Origin of the sequence: Limihaloglobus sulfuriphilus (assembly GCF_001999965.1) — a bacterium.
Lineage (GTDB): Bacteria > Planctomycetota > Phycisphaerae > Sedimentisphaerales > Sedimentisphaeraceae > Limihaloglobus > Limihaloglobus sulfuriphilus.
Window position 1 is genome coordinate 1,202,996 of record NZ_CP019646.1, and the last position, 19,810, is coordinate 1,222,805.

Sequence of the window (19,810 nt, forward strand, 5' to 3'; positions counted from 1 at the left end):
CCAAACCGCTGACAAATAGAATCATTAAAATAAAAAGATATGACAATCTTACCATGGTTCCTTAAGCCCCTGCTTTATTTGGTTTATTTTCACCCATAGCCGGTCGTCTGGTTCTATTGAATTTACCGCCATCGAAGAGCATGTAGCAGCCAGATCAATCGCACGCGGCCGCGAATTAAGATTAGAGAGACCTTCATCTAAGACTTTATTGTAAAGAGACAGCGATTTATCGCTTAGACCGACCTGATGACAGGCGAGGGCAAGCGGCCTGAGCGTCCGGGCACGGTCTATATTCAGTATCTTGTCTTTACCTTTATCAAAAAGATTTACCAGTTCATTGATTTTTTCGTTTACATCGTTGCCCCTGCCTGCCTTATAATTTAACATCAGCAATTCGGCACTAATCGGTATAAACTTCTCCAGACTCCAGTTATATCCCTCGACCATTGCCTGATATTCATCAAGCAGACGGACGGCAGCTGCGTTGTCATGATTATCTAAAGCCGCTGAAACCATCGCAGCCAGAAAATCGATCCGAAGGGACGGGGGCATCTTCTGCCAGCTTTTTCTGATGTTTTTTTCTACTGTTTCACGAAATTCACTCTGCTGATAATAACGTTCAAAAAGAAAAACATATCTTTTGAGAGCCTTCATTGTCAGATCAAAATCTCCCCTGGCCGATGTCTCTTCAAGAGCAGCGATCCATTCTTTGCTTTTTGCTATGTCAAATTCGCCGCAGGTATCCGGACCGCTGCCGATGTGATTATTTTTGGATTTTTCAACTGAATCAATAAGATTTGTGACCAGTTCTCTGCGCCAGCCGTCTTTTTCATCCACGAGGGCGTGCCGGGCTTTGGCAAGCAGCATATCAGCCTTTTTCTGCCGGCCGTCTGCTGCGAGCTTTGCTGCTATCTGGGCATAGCAGTGAGCTTTGCGCCAGTTTTGTATTTTATCAGCGAAACGTTCCGCCATTTCAATCCGGCCCGATTCAATACAGGCCTCTACAACCGCGGCCTGTGTTTTACATAAGTCTTTTATATGCGGGTGGACAGGAATTGCCGAAGCTGTATCGAAAGCAACGGTTAAAAGTTGAGTCTGTGAGTCCTCTGCGCTGTTTGATTCTGCACAAATTTCATTGGTACCAATGCAAAACAGAAAAAACATAACCGCGGATAAATACACAAAGAGAAATGCCAGCTCTTTTGCTTGCATTTGCGTCATATTTTTTGGTTTTTGTATTTTCAACTGAATCATTACGATTTCTTCCATAAAAATTCATATTTGCCGCAGTCAATTACAGACACGGCTGAGCTTAATTAACTCAAATAATAACCACAATAATTAGCAATAAATTAGCTAAAGATTATATTTAGGTTAGAAATCTAACCAAAGGCACGCCCCTAACCGGTTAATCCTTACATGAAAGAGCTTTGCGTTATTTTTTAATTTACTTGCCGACTGTATATTTTATTATTAGCAAAAAGAAGGCGGCTGAAGAAACATTCTCCAGCCGCCAATGATCTATTTTAAAACTGAAACTTACATGAGCCAGTCAGCGCTCATGTCAGCCAGGTCAAGCAAATCAACTTCACCGTCTCTGTTTACGTCGGTGCGTTTTACGCTTGAGCTGTCAACAAAACCGAAAGCGTCCGCGGCAGTCCAGCCGACGATCCAGTTTTCATTAGCCTTGAAAGCTCCCGCACCTTTTGCAGCTGCATCGCCTGATGCACAAGGATCGATGTATTCAACCGGCAACATTGTCTTGCCGCCCGCAACAACCGGAGCTCCGCGAACGATGTTCTTGATTGGAGGCACAGCAGCGGTAACGTTGTTGTTAGCAGGGTCATAGACGCCTACTGCGTCTGCCTGATCATCTTCGTCAACGGCATTTGCAAAGAATACGCTGTTTTTGATCTGAGCCAGTTTACCCGCGGGGTCCTGAGCTGTATAAAGAACATCCGGGTGATTGAACGAACCGGGTGCCGGAACAGGACTTATGGCGTTCACTGAGGAGGTCTGCGAGGCACTTGTTGCCCAGGTCTGCTCCCAGGTGAGTGTGCCGTTATAGCCGTATCCCTGTGCTCCGTCGCCGTCATCACCGTCAAAGCGTACAAGCTCTTCACCAATGTTCATCCAGACACAGCTGTCGTACTGCATACGGCAGTTGTCACGCCAGGCTGTTCCGCCGTCACCGGCTGCGGGCTGGCCTATACAGGTGAAATTACTTATAACACCGGTTGTAACCGGCTGAGCATCTGAATCTTCAGCACCGTCGTGCTCTATACAGTTATCACCGATACCAGAACCCTGGCTTTCGTCATTGCTGTAACCCTGAACGATCAGGCCGTAACGTGCTTTGCCGCGCCAGCCTTCATCGATATCAAAGCTGTCATCACCAATGTTCCAGATATTTACATATTCAAGTTCAACTGTCCCGCCCCAGATCTCAATACCATCGTCAACATTGTTCATAATCTCAACGTGATCAATAGTAGTTCCGCGGCCGACGCCGCCCAGAGAGAGGCCGTTAAGCTCTTTATTAATGTCAGAGCCCTGTTTTCCGCCGTAACGCAGAGAGAGATAGCTGATTGAACCGCTGTCATCGTTGTCGTCGTCACCACCGTAGAGCACTTTCGGATCGCCGGGAGCATCGGCGTCAAGACCTTCCATCTGTTTCTTTGTCAGGCCGTCGGGAAATTTGCTGTTTTCAACAACAGGTGCTGAGTACCCGTCCTGATAACTCTGCTGGGCTCCCTTGTAGTGCGAACCGGAGATCAGGGCCTGTCCCATGATGGCGATGCTGCCCCACTCGTTGCATACAGGACGCCAGGTACCTGTCTTGGGATCGCCCAAGGTTGTTATAGAGTCAACAGTTCCGTTAGGGCCGTTATTTGTCACAACGCTTCCCTTCCAGGTGGCAACGTCTTCGGCCGAAGTGAAGATTACCGGCTCATCCTGAGTGCCGTTTACATAGAATTTCGCGCCGCGGGTGATAGCCAGACTCCCATCATCCTTGACAAATGTCGCAACAACGACACCTGCATCGATTGTCAGGGTTGCGCCCGGCTCAACGTAAACAACGCCTACCAGGTGATACGGTGAGCCTTCTTTTGTCCAGTGCTCGCTGGCAGCAATGTTACTGTCAACTACAGTACCCGCCATTGATGATGCCAGTGCCGCTCCAATCATACAGATTAGAAATGCGATTTTTTTCATAATAGTTTCCTTTCTTAAAAATTAATTACTTTTTAAATTACATTTCAACTTATTTTCAATCAGTCCCTCAATATTACTGCGGATTGAATTAGAACAGACAATTATTAGGCGGCTATTAAGTTAATATTAGAAGAATAATAGGATTGACTGGTTTCTTTAAATCCTTATTTGAATTAGAATTATGAATCTAAAAATTATTTTTTTATCAAAATTACTTTTTTTTGACTTTCCTTTTCCGCGGCAGCTAACGTTCAACTAGCCGTCAGTTAATCAGATTCTTACAAAACGGGATGTATAAAAAAACAAAGTTTGCCAGAAAAAAAGCGGGGCAAAGGCCCTAAAGAACCTTCACCCCTTAAGCATGAAAATTTATGGCATATTTAATACTTCACTGCAATAAGTTATCGGTAGAATTACCATATAATAAATTAATCATGGTTTAATTATAGCTGGTATTGTTTGCCGAATATTATTTGAATGTTATAAAATTGTTAGTTTAAAAATAAGTTTTGATATGGCAAAACAAATGGTGCATTATTTTCTCAACAACATCTCTCTTGCTTTCAGTGTCTTGCGTAGCTGAAAAATCCCTCGAAAAATGTATCTATAGAAGTTGATATTTCAAAGCTCACCTGGATACTTGAGGGTATAGATCTTTTCAAGGCAAGAAAAAGAAAGCGTTATGGGCGTAAAACGCCTTCATAGGCCCTGAAGGTTAAAAATACTGCATTTCTTTTCTTATTTTTCTTGCTTTTATCCTGTTTCTGCTACACTTGTTTCATCGTTAAGAACAGCAGTATTAAGCCTTGAAGCAATAGTGCCAAAAGAACAGATAACAGCAGAATCATCCATAGATCAATGACCTGAAGATACAGGCACTCTTCAGCAGATGGTCATTACGCTGCTCTATGAAATCAACGATCTCAACGGTCAGCTCTATTTTCTCAAGCGTCAGCTGTTCGGCAAAAAGAGCGAATAGATGGTCCCATTAAACCTTAACCAGTACGTATCATGGACAGAAACGAAAGTATCGACAATTTTATGAAATATGCGGGCTATGAATAATTACCCCACACCGTATTTTCCGTTCGGCTGTTATCCTGTATGCTGTGAGTCGGTGCCATTATGCACCCGCCGCCGGGCATCATCACGTCAAGTACATCTTTTACGCTTTGTGCCGCTTCTTCGGTAGTTCCGTAAGCCATCGCTCCGGCGGTAGATATGCTGTACTTGTCAACCTCCCATGAGACCGCTGAAAGACTCCAGATTTAGCCCTATTTACTCTTTCAAAAGTGTATAGAATTTCTGGTTTAGCGAAAATAGCGTGTTTCAATCTCGGTTAGCACAGACTTGGCAGCACGCGGGGGTGTTTCAGGCAAGTTACCGAAGAATACATCATCCGGGCGATTGCCGTCTAATGCCATATGCGGCCTCCAGGAATTGTACCAAGTCTCATTCGGCCTTAACAACTACACAGTGTCTTTCTACTAATATCCGGCCGGCTAAATCTCAAAAAAAATTACAAACGGAGTTGCTTATTACATTTTAAAGCCTTGCTTCAGACGCACTGCTCAATACCTGCAAAAGGCATCGACCAGGAAAATTTATAAAACTTAATATATGCATAATCACGTATTTTTAAGCCGGAATCTTTCAGACCGGCATAGACGCAAATCATATTATGCATCTTAATTTCAACTTTCACATATTTTTTATTGCGATATGCCTCTGTTATTTAAGGCTTTACAAATGGCACATTTTTAAAATACTATTTTTTTGAAAATTTAATTGACGCCATTGTTTCAGTAATGTGTAATGACAAACGGAAACGATGAGAAGTAAGCCTATAGGGAAATAAGGCTTATTCGCTAAGTAATGCGAGAATAATAATTTTTACCAGGGAGAATGGGAAAATGAAAAGTACTAACACAATTCTAGTATTCGCAGTTATAGTAATTGCGACCGTATCGTTTAATGTCAACGCAGCAATTGTTGACCTTGCACAAAACAATACCTCAGAGGGCACCATCAATGGAGCAATCTTCCGCAATGGAAGCTTCCCGATTGATGGGGCAGGAACTATTGACCCGCGTATCACAAACCAGGAGGCAGAGGGATTCCTACACTTCCCTTCTACCGGCAACACGAGAGACATCAGCGGTCATAACACCAGTGCGGCAAACCCGTTATTTACAGACGTAGGAGATGCCGGCACCGATGATATCACAGTGGGTATGCTAACCGGTAAAGTTATCGGCACCGAATGGTATTTCGAAATCATTGTGGACACCAACGAAAACAACAGCGACTCCGGCCAGATAACCTACATAGACGACATGAAAATCTACACATCACCCCATCCGGGCATTAATACAACGAATCTGAACGATTTTACAACTCCCGGAATAGGTGACGGCATTTTAAGGTATGATTTTCAGGCCAACGGCGGCGACAACCAGGTCATCTTCAATTATGAACTGGCTTCCGGCGGCTACAGCAGCGTCTATGACGTTGTAGCCCATATACCTGTGATTAACTTCACCGGAGCTGACGTGTCAGACTATGTATATGTCTATATCGAGCTGGGAAATGCTTCTGATGGAGCCGATAACCTGATGTATTTCACGACAGGCGATTACCCTCCAATACCGGTACCTGAACCGGCGGCATTCGCTATATTTGCCTCGGGAGCAGTATTTATTACCTGGAAAAAACGGTGATGAAAGTGTCAATAGAATACTGACAGCCAGGCATAAAATCCGGCTGTCAGTATTCTACATTTTTTTATCAAGGCAGACATTGCGCAAACAACAAAGGTGCTTGTCAAAATTCACTGTTTATTACTAATGCCTTGAACAAGTGTCTCTACCCTTGATTTCCAGAATTCATCAAACAGCCTGTCACTTAGCAAGACCTTACAGGCACGGATAAGTTTTTCAGCCGACTCAAGCCTACCTTTGGCTGCGTTATTGAGCTGATAAAACTTAGCTCTTGAATAGAGCCATTTTCGCTCGCTGACCAGATTGTATGAGGCAAGCCGCCCCCATAAACCTGCCGCTTCTTTGTAATTACCAGCCTTTTCGTTCAGGCGTGCCATATAGCGAACTATCTCCACAGGCGTTTGTTCTGTTAGAACAAACTTATAAAGTTCGGCGATTTCGGGTTCTTCCATCAATAGGACAGCCTCGGACAAAAGCGCCCGCTGAACAGGATTCGGGCTCTGGTAAAAATGTTTCAGAACAAACAAAACGTCAAACAAGCCGTCTTTTTTATCCTGCCCGGAAGCATAAAACTCATACTTTCCCATTACCTCTGCCGCGGCCTGATCGACCAGATCCGTCTCATTCTCAAAGTTTGCGGGATATTTTTCTATCAAACTGATAGCGGCAAGAGGTTTATCTACCCTCACAAAGACCTCAGCGGCCACAGCAGGAAAGACATCATTGCATGAAAGATCATTCTCCCCAAGAAGATCGCCGGCAAGCTGCTCAAGTTCGTCTCGGTCATTTTTCATGAGAATCATCTGGGAATAAAGAGCCTTCGCATCACATCTTATATCCGGCGGACATTGAGACGAAAGGAGTAGATTTTTCAGGGTACTGACTGCACCGTTATAATCTGCATTGCCGGCTGAATCAATCCTGTCATAACGAAATGCCGCACTGCTGTATCGGGCGTGGCAACTAAAAGGGTGTCTGTCATCGTCGGCTATTTTTCCCAGAAACTCCAGACCACTGCAATCCCGGCTTTGTGCTATAAGCAGTGAAATCTCGTAATCATAACGATAATCATCATAACTCGAACACCCCTCTTTTCTTATATGCGGATAAACAAGACAGAGCTCTGATATCTCCAGCTTTTCTCCGATTGCGGTTTCATAGAGCATCCGGCGAATGAGGCTAACGCCCTTATCCCTTGCCAGTACCGTCTCCCGCCAGCCGTCTGCGGGAATATCTAACGCCGATTTCATCATTTCAAACCCCTTAGCAGGTAATGTCTGGGCTTTGAACATGCCGGCGGTAAACCTTAATATACGAGACTTGTTATTTTCCAGATAGTTTTCTGTTAAAACATCCTCTGGAAACTCAGAACGAGAATAACGGTTAAGGAAATAACCAGCTTTCATCTCTGCCAAAAGCCCTGATTCAGACCCCGCCAGCAATGACGCTGTCTTTAAAATAATCTCAAACTCAGCCGGATTTTTCCCCCTTGCCAGGCCATCTAAAAAGTTCTCAAGCAGTGTGTCCTCAACATATATCGCCGCGGCAAAGGAAAAGACAGTTTTATTAAAAAAAACCATAGACTCGAAACGATGCATCAATTCTGAATAAACAGGTTCCAGTTCTGTTTTAGACACCCCTTTTAAAAGTTTGCCCGTCTCTGCTTTAAATAAAAGATACTCAATCAAAACCGCAGTATCCGCGTTTTTAAGGCTTTTGTATTTTCCTAACACAGCTCGGGCTCTTTCTTCAAACTCCTGCCGGTAAATCTCTTGAAAGCAGCTCAAATGCCGGCATATCCGCAGACTCATGGCATCAGTATCCGAGGAGTCAACTTCCTTTCCTATAGAATCCAGCCGGCGAATCAAATCGGCAAGATGAAAAGTAAGCTCCTCCCCCGAGATGTCTTGTGCTGTAAATCTAATATAATCCAGCCTGCAGAGGATTATCCTTAGTTTTACTTCGTAACCTCTCATAGCCTGCCACAAACCTGTATTGGCGAACTTCTCCTCCCAGTCAACGCCTTCATATTCATTTACAGCATTACACATAGCCTGAAGTTTTTCAAGTTTGTGACTCACATCTTCGCAGGTTTGCTCGATGAAACTTAAATCAGAGTTTTTAATCCTGCCCAGATGTGATACAGGCTGCAGAATAGAAGCTGCGCGAAAATCAATAAAACGCCCAAGAGACGATTGGTAAACATCTAACGCGCTGCTGTAAATACTCTCAATTTCTGCCTGGTCAATTTCAGGCACGGATTGTGCCCGGACAGGCAGGGCTAAAGCGGCAGAAAAAAACAAAAACAGACATAATTTTATTTTCACTGAAAATCCCCTTTATTCAGACAACGGAAACGTAATATCATTTATACCCAGCCCATAAAGCATATTGTAAACAAGTGCCAGATGCTGCCATTTAAGGTTGTCGCTGCAATCAAGCTCGACGGGATCCCCAACAGTGCGGCTTTGTGCCTCAAAGACCTCCAAAAGCATCCTCTCAAAATCTACAAGCCCAGTTTCCGGTTCATCGTCCGGCACGGTCAGCTCGCCATAGCCGCCGATAACAACAGCAAGGCCATTGTCGTTTGAGCTCAGCTCTATCAGCAGCGGCTCAATGAGATTAAGCTCACTCGATTGCGAGTCCGACGGCAGAGCCACGGGCAGAAAATCTTCTTTAGGTCTGAATTTCGCCGTTACAAGAAAGAATATCAATAACAGAAATATAACATCTATCATCGGCATCATTCTCAGCGAATAGCTTCGCCGTCTGGATTGTATAAGCCTTGAGAGAACACTCTTAGAAATATGGCCGGATTTTGCGCCTCGTTCTTGTTTTTTACCGTCTTTCATGTCACAGCCCCACACCTATGCCCATTACTTTTGTATTTACAGTCGGATTGTCGAATTTGCCGCCAACCTTAACGTTGGCGATAGAAGAACCAAATGCGTTGAAGAGAGATTTGCTTCCTGTTTCCTGCTGACCGGGCCGGCCGAGATACACTGAAAGGTCTATATTTAACTCCTCGCCCGCCGTATCCATGTAACCGCTGCCGTAAAACCCGTAATTCTGATCCGCCAGATAAATATCAGACATCTCAATACGTGAGCCCTTAATGTATGACTCGAACTGGAGCATATCAAACTTATCGTCAAATGACGCAAGGGCGCCAAGACCGCCGGTAATCATGGTAAAAAGCGTTTCCTCCTCCGCTGTGATACTGCCGATACTGACATTAAGTCTGCCCTTTCTGCTCTCACCGTCAGCCTTTACACCTTCGATGTAAAGGTTTCCCCCCGCTGTGCCGTCAAAGTTAAGCATAAACTGCGGAAGGCCGGCGGTAATCTTATTATTAAGTCTGCCGACCTGAACCTTGTCAAAATTAACAGAAAAGGTATATTTATTCTTATCCCTGTAGGGAAAAAGAATATCCGCCGCCAAAGAGCCGCCGCCAAAGGAAGCGGAAAAATTATTAAGTTTAAATTCTCTCTTATCAGGTGCCATCTTCAAATCAAAACTGGAATTTGCTAAAGGAATTGATTTATACTCAAACTCACCGGCTGTCCCTGTCATGTCAACCATGTGAAACCCATTCAAGAAAGAATATTCCGCACTGCCTGTAAGTCCAATCTGATCAGAGCTGAAATTGTCTCCCTGTACGCCTTTGCCCAACACAACGCCGGCAAAAGTCAATAGATTTTCACTGCCGTTTGATTTGAGAACACATTCATGCAGGTTAATATCAAAGACACCCCCCGTAACAAAGAGATTGTCTCCGCCTTGAAAAATGCCGGCATCTCCAAGTCCTGCCAGATCAATGCCGCTTGATTTGAGGTCAAATCGAAGCGGACTTTTGTCCAGATTCAAATCTTTAGTCGCTTTTGTAACAGATACAGGTATTACAGTTTCCGGATTTATAATAAAACTGAAATTCAAGTCAGAAATATCAAGACCGCCGTTATCAAGAAACAGACTGCCGGCGGCATTTGAAATATCGTATTGATTGTTAATATTCATCTTATCAAAAGAAAACGACGAATCGATAAAAAGATTTTCTGCCGGAATTTCAGGCATTGAAATCCGACCGGCCGCAGTAATACGCCCCTTTGGATTCAGATTATTAAGGAAATCAACAATAGGGAATTTTTCAGCATTGATTGATTCATAGACCTCTGCCGAGACATCACGTATATCGTATTCAAAATCCCAGGGACGAAAATCAGCCTCTGAATCAGGATTCAGCCTGCCGCGGATACTCACCGGCCCGCCATCAAGATCACCATGAATCTTTCTCACAAGTATTTCGCTGCCGCGTATAACCAGTACGGCTTGTACATTATCAAGGGTAAAATCTCTGTAAGATATGTTTTCAGAATATATACTCAAAGCCGTCTGGGAAACCGGCTCTTTGCCGGGGCTGCTAATATATATCAGGCTTAGATCGGTATATGAGTCAGCCGATAAGGCAAACGTCTTATCTTTAAGAACCGGCACCAGATTTTTAAATTCCTGATCCATCCAGAGATTTTCGCAATCAATTTCAATGTCGTATTCTCCCGCCTTTGAGTCAACCAAACCGTTTATGCATATCTTACCTCTCGAATCCGCGGCTGTAAGATTGTCCATAGTAATCCTGCCGTTGTCCACCGCAGCACGGCCGGTAATATTCTTAAGAGTGTATGGGTATTTGTTGTAGCAGGCCTCTACGCCGAGCAATTCGGCCTCAAGTCTCGAATCGTTTGGATTGCCCGGACCCTCGATCATATTGTATTCAAGTGAAATCCTGCCAGAAGGTTCAAATTTATCCCAACTGGCCTGAACTTCACCCGGCAGGGCAAAATAAAGATCCGGCTCAAGAAGCATATTGGGCGAGGTAACCTTAGCTCGGGTTGTCCACCCGCCGGATTCGGCATCAAGAGATGTATCTGCGGATATTTCTATGAGCACATCATTATGAAAACCCTTTAAATTATTGAGCCCGCCGGAATTATTGCTGATCCACACATCAGCGGTAACATCATCAAGTTCATAGGGGAATTCAACGTAATAAACACTGATACCCTTGAGCTTCATTTTGCCCTGAATATCCAGAGCCGAAAGCAGCTGTTTAAAAATAGAAACGCTTAAAGTCTTTTCTTTGTTATCAATGGCTGCCGAGGCATCAAATGAAATATCGACACTTCCCTGCGGCTGATATCTTGCAAGCATATCTCCGAAAAAACCAAAATATTTACCAGAATTCTCAGGATTATAATACAAAGCATTACATACAGGCTGTTGTGTGAGGATGAGATTTGTCAAATCAGTATTTATTTTAAAAGCCAAATTCTCAGAAAAGTCAACCTCTGCACCAAAACTGCCGCTGCATTTACTAATATCCGACGAACCAAAACTTCCCGTCAGTGATATTTTTTCAGAGTTGATCTGCGTATTCAGCCGTAACTTATCTAATCTCCAGTCATTTCCCGCCAGAGAATATCCCGTATTAGTTAAGCTGCCCCAAACAGATGCCGTTAAACAATCATCATCTATTTTTACGTCAGCTTCAAGCTCAGTAGCCGCCAGCAATCCTTCCTCTGTAAACTTGCAGCTCATGCTCAGATTATCAGTTAGAAGATTTCTATCACAGCTCACATATTCAAGGTTGAATTTTCCAGTATCACCATCGGGCTGCTCAACGGTAACCGAGGCATCTTCGATATAAAATTGCGGCAGAACTTCGAGATAATTACAGATTCTGGTCTTTATATCGCCGGCAGATGTTTCAAAATTATCCAGTTGGAATTTTATCGGTGTATCTCGAGTCTCTGCTTTTGGCGATAAATCAAGACCAACACCTTTTATTTTGATATCCCGCAGCCTTAATCTGCCCAAAAGAGCAGGCATAAGACGGATCTCCGCGTAAAGGCTGTCTATCACACACTTACGGTTGCCCTGGCCGTCGTATAGAGCCATATCAGTAAATTCAACAGTTGAAGGCAAATGATAATACGTTGAGCTGACATTAAGCTGATATCCGGTTTTTTCAGCGACAGACTGCCGCAGTCTGTCAGCGGCGATCTGGGCGACTTTTGGGCTGAAAGCCAGAGCGGCAAGAATGACAACAACAATAAAGCCCAGTAAGACATACAATGCCTTAACCATCTTCCGTTTAACCGAAAAATGCGTATTATCTGTTTTATGTTTTGCTTTCAACTTATTTCAATGCTTTTGATCCGATATCCCGGCGGCAGTATGCTCCTTCAAAAGTTATCAAATCAACAGCTTCATAAGCACGTTTCTGAGCTTCTTTAAGCGTATCGCCCATAGCGGTTACGCCAAGAACACGCCCGCCGGCCGTAACAAGTTTGCCGTTTTCAATTTTTGTTCCCGCATGAAAGACCATGACATCATCGAGTTCCATGGCATTTTCGACACCGGTTATTTCTTTGCCTTTTTCATAGCTGCCCGGATAACCTCCCGAAGACATAACAACGCATACTGCCGGCCGCCTGTCCCAGTCAAGAGTCATTTTGTCGAGCCTTCCCTCGCAGACTGCCAGCATAACCTCAAGCAAATCTGTTTTTAATCTCATCAACACCGGCTGCGTCTCCGGGTCACCAAAACGCACATTGAACTCAAGCACCCTCGGGCCGGCCTGCGTAACCATTATGCCGGCATAAAGAACGCCTCTAAACGGCGAGCCGCAGCGATTCATGCCATCCACAACAGGAACGAGAACCTCGCGGGTTATCTGATCGAGCATATTTTCATTTACCAAAGGCGTAGGGCTGTAAGCTCCCATTCCACCAGTATTTAAACCGGTATCACCCTCGCCTACGGGCTTGTGGTCCTGAGACGATTCAAGCACATATATCGTCCTGCCGTCAACGAGGGCAAGAATCGATGCCTCCTGGCCTATCAGTTTTTCCTCTACAACGATTGTCCTGCCGGCATCTCCGTAAATATTTTCGCACATTATCTTCTCTGCAATGTTTATGGCCTCACTGGGCTCATCGCAGACATGTACTCCCTTGCCTTTCGCCAGACCGGCCGCCTTAACCACGACCGATTCATCCCTGGAGGCAATATAAGATTTCGCGTCAGGGTAATTATCAAAAACCCGCCCTTCCGCCGTGGGAATTGAGTTTTCCTTCATGATTTTCTTTGCAAAACCCTTGTCAGCCTCAAGTCTCGCGGCTGCCGCACTGGGCCCAAACGCCTTTATGCCGGCGGATTCACATGCATCGACAAGCCCATTGGCCAGAGGATCCTCGGGACCTACAACTACAAGGCCGATATCATTATTTGCGGCAAAATCCACCAAAGCAGCCGTGTCATTTACATCAATATCTACAGTAGTGCCGTATTTTATCATTCCCGGATTACCCGGAGCGATGAAAAGTTTATCGAGGTTTTTCGACTTACTGAGTTTCCACGCTATGGCATGCTCACGCCCGCCGCTGCCGACAAGAAGTACTTTCATTGTTTAACCTTATGTATTTAAATAACTTATCTCATTTTCAGACTGAATGCCTGCGTAGCAGAACAACAAAACCTGAATTTTCTTGTAATATCAACGTCACAGATATTATTTCAAATTTAAAAAAAATGACAAGTATCAAATATATTCATCTTGAACTTATTCTATAGATATATAAAATCATTAAACAATGATAGTTATTTAATAATTTTACCGGAGATTGCAAAATGAAAAATATCCTGATACTTACCACAATCGCGGCTTTGACAATTCTTGGCGGCTGTACAAAGTCCAACAAAAGCTCCGCTTCTGAATCCGATGATATTCTAAAGCTCAAAACCGAAAAGGCCCAGATCGTCCAGGAGTTTGAAGCCGCCCGCAAAGAGCTAAACGCTGAAATAGCTCAAAAAGATGAAAAAATCAAGCAGCTTGAAGAAGAAAACGCCTTACTCACGAAACAAATAACCGGTTTCGAGGGGATAATCAACCAGATGATAGGCAAATTTCAGGAAATAGGCGAGGATGCCAAGGCTGTAAAAGAAGAAAACAAACAGCTCAAGGCTGAACTTGCAAGACTAAAAGCATCAGACTCCAACAATACTGAACAATCTTCACAGGAGCTTGACTCCAACGCCCAAAAAAGGCTGGATGCACTTAAGTCTTTGAAAAAAGCCGAATAGAAGCCGCAAAGATTTGCATAAAGAGGAGAAATGCGGGCGAGAGGAGTCGAACCTCCACATCCTTAAGATACTAGAACCTAAATCTAGCGCGTCTGCCAGTTCCGCCACGCCCGCTTTTAAATATTTATTCAGCCTCCTGCTCTTCGGAAATCTTTTTGACCCGCTGTTCGCAGTCACGAAGTATTTCCCGACAACGGCCTATAAGTCTCATGCCGCGTTCATATTTATCGAGGCTGTCTTCAAGTGAAAAATCGCCGGATTCAATCGACTTGACGATGTTTTCAAGTTCAAGGATTGTATCTTTGAATGTCATTTTGTCCAGATTTTTTTTCATTTCTTTTTCGTCCATATTATTCTCCGTCTTTTTGGGCCCTGCTTTGTAACTTGCTGCCATCTGCAAATTCGGTAACTATTATATCTTCGGGAACTATTTTATCAGCACTGCGGATAATAGAATCATCCGCCTTTTTTGTGGTTATGGTGTAGCCTCTTTTCAAAACATTTCTTGGGTCAACAGCTTGCAAACGTGCCTCAAGCGACTCTAATCGGCTGGTTTGCTCCCGCAGCATAACTTTAACATCTCTTGTAACAGTGCTGCTTATATGTTCGATCGTGAGCCTGTTTTTGTCAATAAGTTTTGCCGGAGATACCATATCGAGTCTGCGGGCATAAGAATTCAGCATATCTTTATTTGCGGCAAAGGACGCATCAGCAAGCCGCCGCAGTTTCTGTGTAATGCTGTCAAGCTGCTGAGTTTTGTAATTTACAGGATACAAAGGATTGCGGAAAAAAGAGCTGGCCATAACAGTTTGAAGCCTGCTGCGGGAAAGGTTTAGCCTTGACTCGGCGGCGCCGCGAAGCCTTTGCCGCAGGCCTTTCACAAACTCTATAAGCTCATGCCTGTCCGGCACGGCAATTACGCCGGCGCGGGTTGGAGTTGAAGACCTGGCATCAGCGGCAAGATCAGCGAGGGTTGTGTCGATTTCATGTCCCACGGCACTGATTACCGGCAGACGAGAATTGTAAATAGCCCGCACAACAGGTTCCTCGTTGAACGCCCAGAGGTCTTCAGGTGAGCCGCCGCCGCGTCCGACAATCAAAAGCTCGATACCGTATTTATCTGCCAGCCTGTTTGCAAGCGATATCGCATTTGCGATTTTTCCTGCCGCTCCATCACCCTGTACCGGCGCCGGCAGCAGATACAATGCCGCACAAGGCCAGCGCCTGGCGATGCTGTCTGCGATGTCATGGAACGCCGCTCCGGACTCGCTGGTAACAACAGCAATAGACATGGGATACTGCGGGAGAGGCATTTTGTGAGCTTCTTCAAAGAGCCCCTCTTCCTTCAGCCGATTATACATCTGTTCAAAAGCAAGCTGGAGGTTTCCTACGCCTGAAGCCTTGATTGTATCCACAATGAACTGATACTTGCCGAAAGGCGGATAAACATCAATATTGCCGGTTGCCAGCACTGATACACCGTTGGCGAAATCAAACTTCAGCTTGTTTGCGGTGCTTCTCCATATAACTGAAGGCAGCTGAGAATTGTTGTCTTTAAGCGTGAAATAAAGATGCCCCGAATGGTGCGGGCGAAAACTCGATATCTCACCGGCAACAGTTATACGCGGCGGCAGATACCCCTCAAGAGTCACCTTTATCAGCTGATTTATTTCTGAAACTGTAAATGTTGTTCGCTGCATAATGCCTAAACGCCCGCAAATCCATTGCAAAATGAATGCTTTGCGAACTTACAAATAAAAAAGCCCCCTGCATTGACATCAGGAGGCTTTATTAAATTTTGAATCTTATGCCAGTTCCGGCACGGGCCCTGCAATCTCTTCGTAAAGTTCAAAAGAAGATTTACAGCCGCTTAAGATACGTTTTCTGCACGCCTCAATCTCAAAATTGCAGCGGTTTATATAACGTTTTGCAATAGCGAGTTTACGCTCTTTCATGCTCATGGTTTTGCCATTTTTGCCCACAGCTGTCTGCATATCAAACTTGCTGCAGGCCTGCTGACAGAAAAGGTAACCGCCAATAATCTTAACGGCGATATCAACCAGATCTCTGCCGTAGAGGTCCATATAATCGATACCCCGCTCTTTGATGAACTTAACGCACTCCTGCATTGTCTCGGTGTTGGCTTTTAGAATTTCAAGCAGCTCGACTGTCTGCGGCTCGTAATCATACTCTGCAAGCTCAGCGATATATTTCTCTGCTGTTCCGTTTGTTACATGCCTTACCGCCGCAACAACCTGAAGCTGTGTAGTACCTTCATAAATATTAGTGATGCGGGCATCACGGAAATACCTCTCACAGGCATAATCACGCATGTAGCCGCTGCCGCCAAGAACACTGATAGAATCTGAAGCGACCTGGTTGGCCATCTCGGTTGAAATGTATTTGGTCATAGGTGTAAGCATCGCGGCGTAGCGTTTTATCATACGCAGACGTTTCTTTGTTTCCTTGACCAATGCCGGATCGCTGTCCGGGTTTTCTATGGTCTTATTCATTCCTATTTCATGGTCAACTACCCTGCACGCTTCATAAAGCAGCGAACGGCTTTCCTCAACAGAAATTTTCATGTTAATCAGCAAGTCCCTGATCGGAGGCAGTTTCTCAATCGGTCCGCCGAACTGCTCGCGGCTTGCGGCATAATCTCTGGCAATCCGGTATGCGGCTTCGCCGATGCCAAGACCCTGCGCTGATATGCCGATACGCGCACCGTTCATAAGCGCCATAACATAAGTAATAAGCCCCCTCTGGCGTTCGCCAACGAGCTCAACAGGAGTATTGTCGAAGAAAATTTCGCATGTCGGAGAAGCATGGATTCCCAGCTTGTCCTCGAGCCGGCGTATGTGAACTGTCGGGCTCTTATAACATGAAAACAGACTCAAGCCGCGGCCGTCAGATATTTCCGGCTCACTCCGTGCCATTATAAGCAGAACTTCGCCGCAGCCGTTTGTTATAAAACGTTTCACGCCGTGAACATACCACTGGCCGTCAGCATCCTGAAACGCCTTGACCTTACACGCCTGCAGGTCTGAACCGGCATCCGGCTCGGTAAGAACCATTGCGCCGGTATGCTTGCCGTTTGCAAGATCGGGCAGGTATTTTTGTTTTAGCTCTTCATCTGCAAAGAAGTTGATTGTTTCTGCAATGCCCTGAAGACCAAAAATGTTCATAAGAGAGGCGTCTGCACGGGAAACCATCTCATTAGCAACAGAAAGCATAAGGCTGGGGAAGTTGAGCCCGCCGAAACGGTGCGGCAGCGTCATTCCCATAACCTGTGCCTTTGCGAGCTGATCAAGTATTTCGTACATTGCTTTGGGGCGTTTAACACTGCCGTCGGGCAGAAGCTCATTGCCTTCGTGGTCCATTTCTTCACTTCTTGGAGCCACAAAATCGGCGCAAAGCTGTCCCAGTGAATCTATTACGAGTTCATAGTTTTCTATCGCGTCCTGAGCATTCGCCGGTGCGGTGTCAAACTGTTCTGCGTACTTATATCCCTGCTCCATAAGATCGGCAAGCTCGCCAAGGTCCATATGGTTCAAGAGAAACTTAATATCGTCATTGTCTTTGTAAAAGTTTGCCATAATTATTGTCCGTTTATACTTTTTCTTTAATCGCCTTTATCATAGCCGGAATAACTTCATTCAAATCGCCTACAATCTTATAATGGGCAACATTGAAAATCGGAGCGTCCGGATCATTGTTAATTGCTATAATCTTTTTACTATCGCTCATGCCTGCCTGATGCTGTACTGCTCCGCTTATGCCGGCGGCAATATACAGACTCGGCCGAACAGTAGTTCCGGTCTGGCCAACCTGGTGGTCTCTGTCAATAAAACCAAGGTCAACCGCAGCACGTGATGCGCCTGGAACTGCTCCAAGACAATTTGCAAGATCCCAGATAAGGCGGAAGTTTTCCCTGCTGCCAACGCCGGCGCCTCCGGCAACGATAATTCTCGAAGCCTTAAGGTTAACAGTCTTATCTCGGCGATGTTCATCGAGTATCTCAACCACAAGATCAGCATGACTGAGGCTTACCTTGATCTCGACTATACCACCTTTACGCCTGCCGTCCGGCTCAGGCATAGGCATAACGCCCTCACGGACTGTTGCCATCTGCGGCCAGCGGTCATAGTTTATGATAGTAGCTATAATATTTCCGCCGAAAGCGGGGCGAATCTGGAAGAGCAGATTATCGTAAACTTCTCCGGTCTTTTTGATTTCATGCCTGCCGATCTGAAGATCAGTACAATCAGCTGTGAGGCCGGCTTTTACCGCACTTGCAACGTGCGGCGCAAGATCACGGCCTACAGGTGTTGCGCCAAAGAGCATGATTTGCGGTTCATACTTTTGAATAACATCATAAAGTATTTTGCTGTATGAGCTTGTCTGGTAATGCTCAAGCAAGGGATGCTCACCCATGTAAACAGTATCTGCACCATAATGAACAAGCATATCAGCCGCGTTCTTCACCGAGCTGCCAAGTAAAACCGCGCCGACCTGAACTCCGAGCTTGTTTGCCAGCTCACGCGCTCTGCCCATAAGCTCAAGAGATGTGTCTTCTATTTTGCCAAGATGCTGTTCAGCGAACACCCACACCTGGCCTTCTTTGTTTACTTTTATCATTACTAATATCCTTATCCGATAGTGTGATCAACAATTAACTCGTGCACCATTTCACTGATGCCCTCTTCTGTAGGCTCAACTTCGCGAGTTTCCTTAGCGGTGAGCACAACGCTCATAATCCGATGCACCTTTGTAGGAGAGCCGTCGCGGCCGCACCATTGCAGGTCAGCCTCAATATCATCGAGATTTAACACTTTTATCAGAAGGCCTTTATCTTCAAGAGTTTTGGCTTCGTCTGCGTCTTCAACCTCGAGAGAGGTCTTAGCCTTTTTGTATTTCATCATGTTCAGAGCGCCTGCCACACGCGGCTCGTTTGCCTCATCAGTGACGGTAAGCAGTACCGGCAGAGTGGTTTTAACATCCTGCCAGCCGTTGCCTATGCTCCGGCGGGCTGTAATTTTACCTTCTGTTATATCTTTGAGCTCTTCGACATAGGTAACCTGCGGAATACCAAGTTTCTCGGCGGTCTGGGGGCCAACCTGTGCAGTGTCGCCGTCAATCGCCTGGCGTCCGCACAAGACTATATCATAACCAATTTTCTTAACGGCCTGGCTGAGAATATAGCTTGTAGCCAGGGTGTCACTGGCAGCACAGCGGCGGTCAGTAACAAGGTACGTCTCATCGGCCCCGCGGAAGAGTGACTGCTTTAGTATTTCAGCAGCAGCCGGAAGCCCCATGGTCACAACTGTAACAGTGCCGCCGAAACGCTCCTTGATCTGGATCGCAAGTTCCAGCGCATTAAGGTCTTCCGGGTTAAATATTGCCGGCAGAGCCGCGCGGTTGACGGTACCGTCTTCGTTCATTGCCTCGCCGGTTATCCTGGCGGTATCCGGTACCTGTTTAACTAATACAACACATTTATAAGACACGAATGCCTCCGTAATTAAACTACATTTTGTTGCAAATACTAAATAAAATAAAAAAAATACAATAGGTTGCGGTGATTATAGAAAAAACACCCTCTGCGTCAAACAAAATAACCACAAACAAACAAAAGCCGCTTGACTAAACGTGTTTGCGGCATGTACAGCAGCATGACGTATAACCCGATAATGCACAGCATCCGGATTTCATTAAGTCAAAAATTGAACGTC

Annotated in this window: 14 protein-coding genes and 1 tRNA gene; 2 read left to right on the forward strand and 13 right to left on the reverse strand. The window is 45.2% G+C overall.

The annotated features are described in order from the left end of the window. Positions 1-48: 48 nt before the first annotated feature. The 3 genes from SMSP2_RS04535 to SMSP2_RS14815 all read right to left on the reverse strand — a co-directional run bounded on the left by SMSP2_RS04535 (position 49) and on the right by SMSP2_RS14815 (position 4,421). Positions 49-1,221, reverse strand: coding sequence for a hypothetical protein (locus tag SMSP2_RS04535; protein ID WP_146682822.1), 1,173 nt, complete (start codon positions 1,219-1,221; stop codon positions 49-51). A gap of 318 nt (positions 1,222-1,539) precedes the next feature. Continuing rightward, positions 1,540-3,216 (reverse strand): hypothetical protein, encoded by a 1,677-nt coding sequence (locus tag SMSP2_RS04540; protein ID WP_146682823.1) that lies wholly within the window; start codon positions 3,214-3,216, stop codon positions 1,540-1,542. A gap of 1,055 nt (positions 3,217-4,271) precedes the next feature. Further along, on the reverse strand, positions 4,272-4,421 hold the full coding sequence (locus tag SMSP2_RS14815) for a hypothetical protein (protein WP_186804865.1): 150 nt from the start codon (positions 4,419-4,421) through the stop codon (positions 4,272-4,274). Between the two features lie 708 nt (positions 4,422-5,129). Here SMSP2_RS14815 and SMSP2_RS04545 point away from each other — a divergent pair. Then, positions 5,130-5,936 (forward strand): PEP-CTERM sorting domain-containing protein, encoded by an 807-nt coding sequence (locus SMSP2_RS04545; RefSeq protein ID WP_146682824.1) that lies wholly within the window; start codon positions 5,130-5,132, stop codon positions 5,934-5,936. Between the two features lie 110 nt (positions 5,937-6,046). Here SMSP2_RS04545 and SMSP2_RS04550 read toward each other — a convergent pair whose 3' ends face one another. From SMSP2_RS04550 to purD, 4 genes are read right to left on the reverse strand one after another with little or no spacing between them, the layout of a single operon-like run. After that, the gene (locus SMSP2_RS04550) at positions 6,047-8,263 is read right to left on the reverse strand and encodes a hypothetical protein (RefSeq protein WP_146682825.1); all 2,217 of its coding nucleotides are present in this window, start codon (positions 8,261-8,263) and stop codon (positions 6,047-6,049) included. 12 nt (positions 8,264-8,275) lie between these two features. Next, the gene (locus tag SMSP2_RS04555) at positions 8,276-8,788 is read right to left on the reverse strand and encodes an ExbD/TolR family protein (protein ID WP_146682826.1); all 513 of its coding nucleotides are present in this window, start codon (positions 8,786-8,788) and stop codon (positions 8,276-8,278) included. Position 8,789: 1 nt separating this feature from the next. Beyond that, positions 8,790-12,080, reverse strand: coding sequence for a hypothetical protein (locus SMSP2_RS04560; RefSeq protein WP_146682827.1), 3,291 nt, complete (start codon positions 12,078-12,080; stop codon positions 8,790-8,792). Positions 12,081-12,132: 52 nt separating this feature from the next. Next, positions 12,133-13,401 carry a phosphoribosylamine--glycine ligase gene (purD, locus tag SMSP2_RS04565; protein ID WP_146682828.1) on the reverse strand — a complete coding sequence of 423 codons (1,269 nt, stop codon included), beginning with the start codon at positions 13,399-13,401 and terminating at the stop codon, positions 12,133-12,135. A 224-nt stretch (positions 13,402-13,625) separates the two neighbouring features. Between purD and SMSP2_RS04570 the strand changes: the two genes are divergently transcribed. Then, positions 13,626-14,078, forward strand: a complete 453-nt coding sequence (locus SMSP2_RS04570; RefSeq protein WP_146682829.1) for a hypothetical protein — start codon at positions 13,626-13,628, stop codon at positions 14,076-14,078. Positions 14,079-14,109: 31 nt separating this feature from the next. Here the strand turns inward: SMSP2_RS04570 and SMSP2_RS04575 are convergent. The 6 genes from SMSP2_RS04575 to SMSP2_RS04600 form a co-directional block, all read right to left on the reverse strand. Then, positions 14,110-14,192, reverse strand: a tRNA-Leu gene (locus tag SMSP2_RS04575). Between the two features lie 10 nt (positions 14,193-14,202). Further along, positions 14,203-14,427: an exodeoxyribonuclease VII small subunit gene (gene xseB / locus SMSP2_RS04580; RefSeq protein ID WP_186804866.1), complete on the reverse strand. Its 225-nt coding sequence runs from the start codon at positions 14,425-14,427 to the stop codon at positions 14,203-14,205. Between the two features lies 1 nt (position 14,428). Next, positions 14,429-15,778, reverse strand: coding sequence for an exodeoxyribonuclease VII large subunit (gene xseA / locus SMSP2_RS04585; RefSeq protein WP_146682831.1), 1,350 nt, complete (start codon positions 15,776-15,778; stop codon positions 14,429-14,431). Between the two features lie 105 nt (positions 15,779-15,883). After that, the gene (locus SMSP2_RS04590; RefSeq protein ID WP_146682832.1) at positions 15,884-17,674 is read right to left on the reverse strand and encodes an acyl-CoA dehydrogenase family protein; all 1,791 of its coding nucleotides are present in this window, start codon (positions 17,672-17,674) and stop codon (positions 15,884-15,886) included. 13 nt (positions 17,675-17,687) lie between these two features. Next, positions 17,688-18,716, reverse strand: coding sequence for an electron transfer flavoprotein subunit alpha/FixB family protein (locus SMSP2_RS04595; RefSeq protein WP_146682833.1), 1,029 nt, complete (start codon positions 18,714-18,716; stop codon positions 17,688-17,690). Positions 18,717-18,727: 11 nt separating this feature from the next. Continuing rightward, complete coding sequence (locus SMSP2_RS04600) at positions 18,728-19,585, reverse strand: electron transfer flavoprotein subunit beta/FixA family protein (protein WP_186804867.1); 858 nt, start codon at positions 19,583-19,585, stop codon at positions 18,728-18,730. Positions 19,586-19,810 lie beyond the last annotated feature (225 nt).

Excerpts from the sequence above, each read along its gene's own strand:
- SMSP2_RS04535 (WP_146682822.1), bottom strand. The coding sequence starts at position 1,221 with ATGACGCAAATGCAAGCAAAAGAGCTGGCATTTCTCTTTGTGTATTTA.
- SMSP2_RS04540 (WP_146682823.1), bottom strand. The coding sequence starts at position 3,216 with ATGAAAAAAATCGCATTTCTAATCTGTATGATTGGAGCGGCACTGGCA.
- SMSP2_RS14815 (WP_186804865.1), bottom strand. The coding sequence starts at position 4,421 with ATGGCTTACGGAACTACCGAAGAAGCGGCACAAAGCGTAAAAGATGTA.
- SMSP2_RS04545 (WP_146682824.1), top strand. The coding sequence starts at position 5,130 with ATGAAAAGTACTAACACAATTCTAGTATTCGCAGTTATAGTAATTGCG.
- SMSP2_RS04555 (WP_146682826.1), bottom strand. The coding sequence starts at position 8,788 with ATGAAAGACGGTAAAAAACAAGAACGAGGCGCAAAATCCGGCCATATT.
- SMSP2_RS04560 (WP_146682827.1), bottom strand. The coding sequence starts at position 12,080 with ATGGTTAAGGCATTGTATGTCTTACTGGGCTTTATTGTTGTTGTCATT.
- purD (WP_146682828.1), bottom strand. The coding sequence starts at position 13,401 with ATGAAAGTACTTCTTGTCGGCAGCGGCGGGCGTGAGCATGCCATAGCG.
- SMSP2_RS04570 (WP_146682829.1), top strand. The coding sequence starts at position 13,626 with ATGAAAAATATCCTGATACTTACCACAATCGCGGCTTTGACAATTCTT.
- xseB (WP_186804866.1), bottom strand. The coding sequence starts at position 14,427 with ATGGACGAAAAAGAAATGAAAAAAAATCTGGACAAAATGACATTCAAA.
- xseA (WP_146682831.1), bottom strand. The coding sequence starts at position 15,778 with ATGCAGCGAACAACATTTACAGTTTCAGAAATAAATCAGCTGATAAAG.
- SMSP2_RS04590 (WP_146682832.1), bottom strand. The coding sequence starts at position 17,674 with ATGGCAAACTTTTACAAAGACAATGACGATATTAAGTTTCTCTTGAAC.
- SMSP2_RS04595 (WP_146682833.1), bottom strand. The coding sequence starts at position 18,716 with ATGATAAAAGTAAACAAAGAAGGCCAGGTGTGGGTGTTCGCTGAACAG.